Genomic DNA, 9,188 nt, shown 5'->3' on the forward strand with positions numbered 1-9,188 from the left:
TCCGATGCTCCGTCTTACGCGAAAGCCGGTTCGGTGACGAGGTGGGCCTCGAACTACGGTCGATCAACGGCAGCCCTGCCCGGTACCTGTCGGCCCACCGCTTCACCGTCGCGGGCGAGCACTGGAACCGTTCCGCCGCCCGCCGCAACGACCAGCCCTGTTCCACGACGAGAACAGCAAGACGACGACGCCCTTCCGGTGTCAAGGGTGCGTTAGCGTGAGTCACGAAGACCTCCGTGGTCAGGAGAGTGAGTGTGGTAACCCACATCCTGCCCGGAGGTCTTCGCTACCTCACCCGTTCACAACCTCCCGGGGAAGTACAGCTAGGCCGGCTCCGCCTCCTCCGGCGGGAAGGCCTGGTGCTCCGGTAGCGCGGGCAGCGGTGCGACGACGACGTCGTGGATCTTCCAGTCCAGACCCCGCAGCGTCTCGACCAGATCGGCGCACCGCTGCACCGAGAGCTGCCGAGGATCTGTCGGCACCACGAAGACCTCGACGTGGAACAGATGCCCCTCGTCACGGACCCGGCTTCTCACGGCGTCCACCCACGGCTGGCTTGCAGCCACGTCGTCGATCCGTCGCAGCAGCGGATGCGGGCGGGCGTCGTCGAAGGTGCGCGCCCGCCGGTCGGTGAGCCCCCCGATCGCCGAACGCAGGTTCGACACCCCGTCACGCACGATCCCCGCAGACACCACGACGGCGGCCGTGGCATCGGCCCACCACCAGCCCAGACCGACTCCCAGCACGCCGACGATGGTGGCCAGAGCCGAGGTCCAGTTGGCCCGGCTCATCGCCGCGTCCGCGTAGAGCACCTTGTCGTGCAGCGGCTCGGCGAGTTTCATCTTGAAGTGTCCGAGCACGATCGGCGAGACATTGGTGACAGCCATCACGACGACCATCAGCCAGCCGGCCCACAGCGCGTGGCCGCCGATCACCACGATGCCGATCGGCGGCCGTTCCACCGTCACCAGGCTGATCAGCGAGTCGACCGCCAGATAGCCTCCCATCGCGAGCAGCGCCGTGGCGGCGACCAGATGGGCCACGCCGATGGAGCGGTGGAAGCCGTAGGGGTGGTCGGCGCTGGGACTCCTGCGGATCCGGTGGCTGGCGACCAGGAACGCGGCCGGCGGCAGCAGGGACAGCGCATCGTCGATCCAGGCCACCTTCATCGCCTGGGACTGGCCCGAGACCACGCCCACCAGCACAGCGATCACCAGCTGAGAGGCCACTGTCAGCCATTCCAGCCGGATCGCAGCCCGCAGGGTGCGCTGGAGCGGCTCGGGGAGTTCGCGTCCGTCACCGGTGCCGCGAGAGCCGGCCGTCATCGCCGGTCCTGATGCGCCAGGAACCGTTCCAGCGAGACGAGCAGGGCATTCTCTCCCGGCCGGGTCGCCATCACCAGCTTCACGGAGTCGCCGTTCGGGCTCTGCACGGTGGCATAGGGCCTGGTGAAGGCCATCTTCTCGGTCCACGGCGAGCTCGCGGTGAGGCCGCCGATCACGACATCGAGCTGACCCCAGTCGATCTCCTCGGCCAGCACGCTCTCGGCGCCGACCCGCCACCGCACCGTGGCGCCGATGCTGGCGGCGTAACTCTCCACGAGCCGTGCCTCCGAACCGCCCACCTCGCCATCGGCGCCCACCTCGGTCCACGGCGGGTTGGCAGAGACACCCACTCGCAGGCTGCCACCGGTGGCCGCGCGCAGCGAGCCATGGGTGTCGCGGGGGTACTGGGCCCCGCAGCCGGCCCCGACCACCAGGACCACTGAGGCGAGCAGGGCGATCGCCGCTCGCTGCGCCCATCGTCGCGTCATCCTCGCCCCTCGCTACTCCATCCCCGGATCGTCGCACAGTACCGGAACTCCCGTTCACCAGGAAGTCGTCAACACCGTGCTTCACCGGCCCGATCCGCGACCTCGCGTGCGCGATAGCCAGGAAATTCACTGAGTGCCCTGCGCGGTCGATGCGCGACCTCTCACCCCTATGGGTGAGGCCGTCAGACCCTGGCCTGCGTATCCTAGTTGATATCTCGACGAGAACGTCGCGGAACAATGACCGTCCGCGTTTCGCCCGCCAGTGGCACACGACCGAGGAATTCGCGGTGGATGCCACATCTCGTGGAGTGGTTGGACCCCCAATGAGATGACATATCCCGTTGGGAGGAGAAGCACGGAGAGGAGTACACCATGGCTGACAAGAACAACTCAGGCCAGTTCGGCAATCGCTCGGACACCGAGGAGCAGGCCCGTAAGGGCGGCGAGCAGAGCACCGGAAAGTTCGGTGAGAAGAATGCAGCCGACCCCAGCGAGGCCGCTCAGCAGAGCACCGGCAGGTTCGGACAGAAGAATGCCGCCGACCCCAGCGAGGCCGGCCGGCAGGGAGCCGAGGCTCAGCCCCACGCGGCGAAGGTCGAGGGTGGCAAGCACAGCCACGACGGCAACTGATCCCTGTTAACCCTGCGTTCCAATTGCGTGCCCGGAGGTCGGGAAAGACCTTCGGGCACGCTCCTTCGAGAAAGGCCAGCACATGACTGATGAGACCCAGCTCACCTTCCAGAACCCGGTCACCCGTTACCCGTCCATCTCACCGCCCGAGCAGTCACAGCAGGAGCCCGGGCTGGACCTGCAGCTGGACCCTCCCGCCGACCGTGGCGAGCAGAGCTATCGGGGCACCGGCCGACTGGAGGGCCGCAAGGCCCTCATCACCGGCGCCGACTCCGGGATCGGGGCGGCCGTCGCCATCGCCTTCTCACGGGAGGGAGCCGATGTCGCGATCTCCTACCTGCCGGCCGAGGAGGAGGACGCGCTGCGGGTCGCCGAGCTCATCAAGGGGGCTGGAAGGCGTGCCGTCACAATCCCCGGCGACCTCGCCGAGGCCACCTTCTGCTCGGATCTGGTGGAGAAGGCGGCATCGGAGCTCGGAGGGTTGGACGCGCTGGTCAACAATGCCGGCAAACAGATCTTCGTGGAGCATCTGGAGGACCTCACCGACGACCAGCTCACCGCCACCTATGAGGTGAACATCCTGGCCCAGTTCCGTATCGCACGGGCCGCGCTGCCCCACCTGGTCCCCGGTTCCACGATCGTCAACACGACGTCGATCCAGGCCTACCAGCCGAGCTCGCACCTCCTCGACTACGCCTCCACCAAGGCGGCCATCAACAACTTCACCAAGGGGCTTGCCCAGCAGCTGGCCCCGCAGGGGATCAGGGTCAACGCAGTGGCTCCCGGCCCGATCTGGACACCGCTCCAGGTATCGGCGGGCCAGCCCACCGAGGCGCTGCCCTCCTTCGGTCAGAACACCCCCCTGGGCAGGGCCGGCCAGCCCACCGAGCTGGCACCCGCCTATGTCTTCCTCACCTCTGCCGAGTCGAGCTACGTGGTCGGCGAGACCCTCAACGTCAACGGCGGCAGCCCGACGCCCTGACCCGACGGCGGCCGACGGGGATCGCCGACCGCCCCGACCAGCCATCACCGGTTCCGCCGGAACCGCCGTCAAGGAGAGCAGATGAGACACTACGACTACCTGATCGTGGGCGGCGGGATGGCCGCGGACGCAGCTGCACGGGGCATCAGGGAGCTCGACGTCGCGGGGGCACTGGGAATCCTCAGCGCGGACATCGATCCTCCCTACGCGCGGCCGGCGCTGAGCAAGAGGCTGTGGACCGACGTGCACTTCCCCTGGCACCGCGCCCTACTGGACACCCAGCAGGCCACCGGCGCCGACCTGCAACTCCAGACCAGAGTGACACGAATTCTCCGGACTGACCAGCAAATCGTCACCGCCGCGGGCGAGACGATCGGCTACCAGCGCCTGCTGCTGGCCACCGGGCTCGTCCCCAGGACGCTGCCCGACGCCGAGTCCGGAACGGTGATCTACTACCGCAGCGCCGAGGACTACCGCCGGCTGATGAGTCTGTCGCTGTACCGTGACAGCTTCCTGGTGATCGGTGGCGGGTACATCGGCGCGGAGCTCGCCGCGGCCCTGGTCGGCCACGGCCGGCGGGTCACCCTCGTGCTGCCGGGTCAGATGCTGGGAGACACGATGTTCCCCGCCGACATCTGCCAGGAGTACCACCAGGAGTTCGCCGACGCCGGAGTCCGTCTCATCACCGGCCACCGGGTCCGCCAGGTGCGACGCAGCGGCCCCTGCGAGGACGGTCTGCAGGTGGGCGTGACAGCTGTCCTCGACGACGGCCGCGAGATCACCGCCGATGCCGCAGTGGCCGGTCTGGGAGCGGTGCCCGACCTCGACATGGCGCGCGAGGCCGGGCTGAGTGTCGACGACGGAATCATCGTCGATGCTCACCTCAGGACGTCCGACCCGTCGATCTGGGCCGCCGGCGACATCGCCCGTTACCGCGACGCCGTTCTGGGACCCACCCGGGTGGAGCACGTCGACAACGCCCAGACGATGGGCCGAGCCGCCGGGCGCGCGATGGCCGGCGACCCCGAGCCCTACGACTACACCCCGTACATCTACTCCCGGGTGCTGGGCATCGACTGGCAGGCGATCGGGAAGCTGGACCCCTCCCTGGAGACTCTCACGACCACAATGCGCGACGGCGGACGCGTCGTCGCCTACATTCGTGACGGCCGGACGGTCGGGGTGCTGCTGTGGCAGATCGCCGACGGACTCGACGCCGCCAGATCGTTGCTGACTCGACGGATCGAGAGTCCGGCCGACCTGGAGTCTGCTGTCCGGCGGTGAGGCCGCCGGACAGCGGCGCTGTGCCCGGTCGGTCCCGGGCTCAGCGCCTGGAGATGACCTGCTCGGCGGCACGCCGCCCGGTGCGCAGCGCTCCCTCGGTGGTGGAGTTGACGAAGAGGTACTCCCCGGCCAGATGCAGCCCTTCCACATCGTCGAGATGACCTCGCAGATCGGTCATCGCCTCGAGCTGTTCCGGTGACTGCTGGCACAGCGCCCGGTCCCAGCGGATCACGTCGGTGAATGCCGGTTCGTCGGGGAACTCCGGGAAGAATCGCTGCATCTCGGAGATCACGGCCCGCCGGCGGGTCGGCTCGTCCATGGCGACCAGGGTGTCGTCGTGCCAACCGGCGGTGAAGGCGTGCATCAGACCGCTGCCCCGCGGGCCGCGCTGCCCGAAGGCACCGCAGTTCTCGTCGAAGGCCCGGACCAGGATGGAGTCCTCGCTCTCGGGAATCATCAGCGAGACGAAGTCGTCGGGCACGACTCGGCGCTCGAGCCCGAATACGTAGTTGTAGGTGGAGGTGTAACTACACGCCGACAGGTCATCGGCCATCCGCCCGGGCAGCGCAGGGATGATCCTTCGTGCCACCTGGGCATCGGTGGCGCAGATGACGGCGCTCGCCGCAACGACTCCTTCGGGAGTGCGTACACCCGTGACAGCCCCGTTCTCCACCACGATCTCCTCCACCGGCGTCGAGAGCCGTACGTGGTCCTGCACCCGATCGTGGAGCGCATCGGTGATCGACGCCATGCCGCCCTCAAGGGTTCGCATGCCTCTCATCAGTGCCAGGGTGGCCAGTGGCAGGGCGATGCTGACATCGGTGGTGCGACCGAGCACCATCGTCGCCAGGAAGGGCCCGAGGATCCGGTCGGTGAACTCCGGGCCGCCGTGTCGTCGGCCGAACTGCGCCGTGGTGGTGGCTTGGAGACGTGAGAGCCAACTGAGGTCGTACTTGCGCGAGGCGGGCCCGGCCTTCACCAGGTGGGGCAGCACGGTCGCCCCGAAGCGGATCGCCTGGAGGTAGACCGAGAGCGGTAACGCACCTCGCAGGAAGTGCCACAGCTGGGCCGGGCGCATTCCGCGTCCCAGGGTGAGGTACCAGGTGCGCTGACCGTCCCACATCCCGAAGCACTGGGTGCGGACCTTGCGGACCTCGTCGAGGATCCCGAGTTCACGCAGATACTGGCCGGTGGTCTCCCACTGCGGCTCGGTCATCGTCGCGCCGATGGCCCAGGTGGAACTGCCGTTCGTGCGATTCCCGACCCGGCCACCGACCCGGTCACCGGCTTCCAGCAGCACGTAATCGAGCCCGGCTCGTTGCAGGGTGTCTGCGGCCGACAGGCCGGCGCATCCGCCGCCCACCACGACGATCTTCTCGGAACTGGTCATTGCGCGAGGTCCGGCTGCGATCGGTACTGCGCCGCCGACCTCACCATGCCGTGCCGCGAGCCCCACACGATGGCCTGGCTCCTGCGGCCGACCCCGATCTTGCGATACGCATTGCGAATATAGGTCTTCACGGAATTGATGGTGAGGTAGCAGATCGAGGCGATCTCGTCGTTGGTGGCGCCCTCGCAGATCAGCGCGAGCATCTGTGCCTCCCGAGCCGACAGCTCGGGCCCCTCTTCCTGCGATCGGAATACAGGCTCAGTAATGGTGGCCATGGCTCGTTCCTCTCTGTATCGACTCACTGAACGGATCGCCCAACTTCTCCGACGCTACCCTTGGGTGCCGCAAACTCAACGCGGCGGAGAATTCCCTCGATGGAATTCGTGATGGAACAGCGGTGACAACCCCGTGGCAATGCTCTTGGGTGGCACCCTGTGCCGTCGTGTGAATGTCCTCGGATCAATCGCCCGCGTCCCCCGTGCGGGTTCACGCGGCCCAGGCTACAACCAGCCGATCACCGACCGGGACCGCCACGGCCGGGTACCCGGCCGTGGCGACGGCATCATCCGATCGGCGCGCCCGAACGTCGCACTGCGATGAGGGGACACTCGAAGGGATCCTGATGGCCCAGCCCCACGCTGTCGATGTAGGCGGTGACGCTCCGCAGCGCCTCGGCCAGACCGGTCCTGGTGTAGCGCACGTCGTGCTCATCGCAGAACCTCTTGATGACCTGTGCCGCCCTGCGCAGATTGGGACGGGCCATCGAGGGGAACAGGTGGTGCTCGATCTGATAGTTGAGACCACCCATCAGAAAAGCCGCGAGTCGGCCCCCGCGAATATCACGGGCGGTGAGAGTCTGACGCCGGAAGAAATCGAGTTTCACGTCCTTCGGGACGAGCGGCATCCCCATATGATTGACGGCGAAGACGGTGCCGAGATAGAACCCGAACACCGCGAGTTGGAGCCCGAGGAATGCCAGTGCGCGGCCCGGTGAGAGGACCAGGAACACCAGGCCGGTGAAGCCGACGAGGCGAACCAGGATCATGCTGATCTCCACGCTGCGGTGCTGGACGGGGCCACGGCCGAACAACCGCTTGAGGCTCTGCACATGGAGGATGAGCCCCTGGAACAGCAGGAATGGGGTGAAGCCGACACTCTGATGAGCCAGGACCCACCTCGCCACCGCGCTGCGGCTGCGCAGGGCCCGCAGCGAGTCGGTCCGGACCACCGGAATCTGGATGTCCGGGTCGTGGCCGACGCGATTGGGGTTGCCGTGGTGGCGATTGTGCTTGTTGTTCCACCAGCCGACGCTCATGCCGACGTACAGATTGCTGATCACCAGGCTGGCCCAGTTGTTCCACCTCCCGGACTGGAAGATCTGCCGGTGGGCCGCGTCATGGCCGAGGAAGGCGATCTGGGTGAAGACCAGGGCGAAGACCGCCGCCGTGCACAGCTGCCACCACGAGTTGCCGATCTGGATGAACACTGCCACGAGTCCGCTGAGCACGACCGTGAGCAGCGCGAATCGCACCCAGTAGTACCCGCGTCGGCGGCCCATCAGGCCCGCCTCCTGCATCTGGGAGCTCAACTGGGAGAACTCCGTCGTGGCCCGTTGCCGACGGGCCTTTCCGGGGACTCGGCCGGTGCGGTGCGACCCGCCGTCGCGGGGCCCAGCACGGCCATTCCCAATATTCTTGACATCCTCAACAGGATGAATTCCGGAAACCGCAAGTGGAGTGTCTGACATGGGACCTCTCCTTCGAAAGTGAAGCGAAGGTCGCCAGTCCTGACCACCTCTATTTATTTTACGTCGCCATCCCATCGCCCAAGATGTGTCATATTAAGAACTTCGTAAGTAATCCCCGGCTCCGGATCCGGGACCCTCCCGGTTGGCACGGCCGGTTCAGCCCAGCGGTACAATCCCTCCAGAATCGGGGCGTGCGAACTGACCGCTCCCGGGGCTGAATCCTCGCCCCGGCAGTCGCGCAGCGGTGATGGCCGGTCCTCCTCGGGGGCCGCCGACGGCCGACAGCACTCCCGACACCCGCCATCACCGGCGCACCGCCGGCAACCGCAAGGAGATCTCAGCAATGAGCGCCCAGGTACTCATCTCGGTCGCCGTGGCCAACGACTACCCGGTCATTGCGCACGGTCTGGCCGAGATGCTCGGAAGGGACCACCGATTCCAGGTCGTCGAGTCGCTCTCCCTGGCGACCCCCTCGTCGCCGGTCGACATCGTCCTGTTCGACGCCTTCGCCAGGCGGGATGACGATTCCGAGCTGGGGGCTCTGCTGCGAGACCCTAAGTGCGGCAAGATCGTGGTCTACAGCGGAAATCTGGACCCCGAGAGAGTGAGCCTCACCTTCCGGATGGGGGTCTGCGGGTACCTCTCCAAGGCCTTGGACGACCGTCAGCTCGGCGATGCGCTGGTCCGGATCCATCAGGGCGAGCGGGTGATGGAACTGGAACCCACCGGCAGCGACACCCAGTATCACGCCTGGCCAGGCCAGAGTTACGGACTGTCGGCCCGTGAGGCCGAGATGCTGGCCCTGATCTGCCAGGGGGCCACCAATGAGGACATCGCCACGTCCTGCTATCTGACGATCAACTCGGTGAAGACCTACATCCGCAACGCCTACCGCAAGATCGGCGTCTCACGGCGTAGCCAGGCGATCCTGTGGGGGGTCGGACATGGCATGTCACCGACAACCACCTCCAGTTCCGAGCAGACCACCGGCTGACGCCGCTCTCGGTCAGCCGTCGCGGACCTGCCTAGGTGTACTTCCCCGTGACGTTGTGAACGCGGGCTGAGGGAGTCTGGCCGCCGATCCCGGTGTGGGGTCTGTGGTGATTGTAGTGATGGAGCCAGGTCTCGTAGGCTGCGGCGCGCTCGGCTTCGCTGGCGTAGGGCTTCGCGTAGGCCCACTCGACGGCGAGGGTCCGGTTGAACCGCTCGACCTTGCCGTTGGTCTGCGGCCGGTATGGCCGGGTCCACTTGTGCTTCACCTCGTCGCCGAGCGCGTCAGCGAAGGCGCCTGACCGGTAGCAGGAACCGTTGTCGGTCATCACCGCGGTGACTGTGACGCCCA

At 67.0% G+C, this 9,188-nt stretch carries 11 protein-coding genes; 4 read left to right on the plus strand and 7 right to left on the minus strand.

Features of this window, described 5'->3' with window-relative positions; genetic code table 11:
* The 3 genes from H590_RS18135 to H590_RS0113335 form a co-directional block, all read right to left on the minus strand.
* A partial coding sequence (locus H590_RS18135) for a helix-turn-helix domain-containing protein (protein ID WP_154655337.1) occupies positions 1-226 on the minus strand: 226 nt, incomplete at its 3' end.
* Positions 227-323: 97 nt separating this feature from the next.
* The gene (locus tag H590_RS0113330; RefSeq protein WP_028703907.1) at positions 324-1,325 is read right to left on the minus strand and encodes a cation diffusion facilitator family transporter; all 1,002 of its coding nucleotides are present in this window, start codon (positions 1,323-1,325) and stop codon (positions 324-326) included.
* Positions 1,322-1,813 carry a transporter substrate-binding domain-containing protein gene (locus tag H590_RS0113335; protein WP_028703908.1) on the minus strand — a complete coding sequence of 164 codons (492 nt, stop codon included), beginning with the start codon at positions 1,811-1,813 and terminating at the stop codon, positions 1,322-1,324. The genes H590_RS0113330 and H590_RS0113335 overlap by 4 nt, the downstream gene beginning before the upstream one ends.
* 372 nt (positions 1,814-2,185) lie before the next feature.
* On the opposite strand from H590_RS0113335, the gene H590_RS0113340 reads away from it, so the two are divergent.
* The 3 genes from H590_RS0113340 (at position 2,186) to H590_RS0113350 (ending at position 4,709) form a co-directional block, all read left to right on the plus strand.
* The gene (locus H590_RS0113340; RefSeq protein WP_028703909.1) at positions 2,186-2,443 is read left to right on the plus strand and encodes a hypothetical protein; all 258 of its coding nucleotides are present in this window, start codon (positions 2,186-2,188) and stop codon (positions 2,441-2,443) included.
* Between the two features lie 82 nt (positions 2,444-2,525).
* Positions 2,526-3,425 carry an SDR family oxidoreductase gene (locus H590_RS0113345; protein ID WP_027587246.1) on the plus strand — a complete coding sequence of 300 codons (900 nt, stop codon included), beginning with the start codon at positions 2,526-2,528 and terminating at the stop codon, positions 3,423-3,425.
* Between the two features lie 81 nt (positions 3,426-3,506).
* Positions 3,507-4,709 (plus strand): NAD(P)/FAD-dependent oxidoreductase, encoded by a 1,203-nt coding sequence (locus tag H590_RS0113350; RefSeq protein ID WP_028703910.1) that lies wholly within the window; start codon positions 3,507-3,509, stop codon positions 4,707-4,709.
* A gap of 40 nt (positions 4,710-4,749) precedes the next feature.
* Here the strand turns inward: H590_RS0113350 and H590_RS0113355 are convergent, their stop codons facing one another.
* The 3 genes from H590_RS0113355 to H590_RS16890 form a co-directional block, all read right to left on the minus strand.
* Complete coding sequence (locus H590_RS0113355) at positions 4,750-6,099, minus strand: protoporphyrinogen/coproporphyrinogen oxidase (RefSeq protein ID WP_028703911.1); 1,350 nt, start codon at positions 6,097-6,099, stop codon at positions 4,750-4,752.
* Positions 6,096-6,374, minus strand: a complete 279-nt coding sequence (locus H590_RS0113360) for a response regulator transcription factor (protein ID WP_027587249.1) — start codon at positions 6,372-6,374, stop codon at positions 6,096-6,098. Before H590_RS0113360 ends, H590_RS0113355 begins: the two co-directional genes overlap by 4 nt.
* Before the next feature lie 287 nt (positions 6,375-6,661).
* Positions 6,662-7,687 carry a fatty acid desaturase family protein gene (locus H590_RS16890; RefSeq protein WP_232021010.1) on the minus strand — a complete coding sequence of 342 codons (1,026 nt, stop codon included), beginning with the start codon at positions 7,685-7,687 and terminating at the stop codon, positions 6,662-6,664.
* A gap of 406 nt (positions 7,688-8,093) precedes the next feature.
* On the opposite strand from H590_RS16890, the gene H590_RS0113370 reads away from it, so the two are divergent.
* Positions 8,094-8,840: a helix-turn-helix transcriptional regulator gene (locus H590_RS0113370; protein ID WP_232021013.1), complete on the plus strand. Its 747-nt coding sequence runs from the start codon at positions 8,094-8,096 to the stop codon at positions 8,838-8,840.
* 31 nt (positions 8,841-8,871) lie between these two features.
* Here the strand turns inward: H590_RS0113370 and H590_RS0113375 are convergent.
* Positions 8,872-9,188: integrase core domain-containing protein (locus tag H590_RS0113375; protein WP_028703913.1), on the minus strand; the 317-nt coding region annotated here is incomplete at its 5' end.

Origin of the sequence: Acidipropionibacterium jensenii DSM 20535, from assembly GCF_000425285.1 — a bacterium.
GTDB classification, from domain to species: domain Bacteria; phylum Actinomycetota; class Actinomycetes; order Propionibacteriales; family Propionibacteriaceae; genus Acidipropionibacterium; species Acidipropionibacterium jensenii.

Bases quoted from the DNA above. Each gene is read 5' to 3' on its own strand.
- H590_RS0113330 (WP_028703907.1), bottom strand. From the start codon at position 1,325: ATGACGGCCGGCTCTCGCGGCACCGGTGACGGACGCGAACTCCCCGAG.
- H590_RS0113335 (WP_028703908.1), bottom strand. From the start codon at position 1,813: ATGACGCGACGATGGGCGCAGCGAGCGGCGATCGCCCTGCTCGCCTCA.
- H590_RS0113340 (WP_028703909.1), top strand. From the start codon at position 2,186: ATGGCTGACAAGAACAACTCAGGCCAGTTCGGCAATCGCTCGGACACC.
- H590_RS0113345 (WP_027587246.1), top strand. From the start codon at position 2,526: ATGACTGATGAGACCCAGCTCACCTTCCAGAACCCGGTCACCCGTTAC.
- H590_RS0113350 (WP_028703910.1), top strand. From the start codon at position 3,507: ATGAGACACTACGACTACCTGATCGTGGGCGGCGGGATGGCCGCGGAC.
- H590_RS0113355 (WP_028703911.1), bottom strand. From the start codon at position 6,099: ATGACCAGTTCCGAGAAGATCGTCGTGGTGGGCGGCGGATGCGCCGGC.
- H590_RS0113360 (WP_027587249.1), bottom strand. From the start codon at position 6,374: ATGGCCACCATTACTGAGCCTGTATTCCGATCGCAGGAAGAGGGGCCC.
- H590_RS0113370 (WP_232021013.1), top strand. From the start codon at position 8,094: ATGGCCGGTCCTCCTCGGGGGCCGCCGACGGCCGACAGCACTCCCGAC.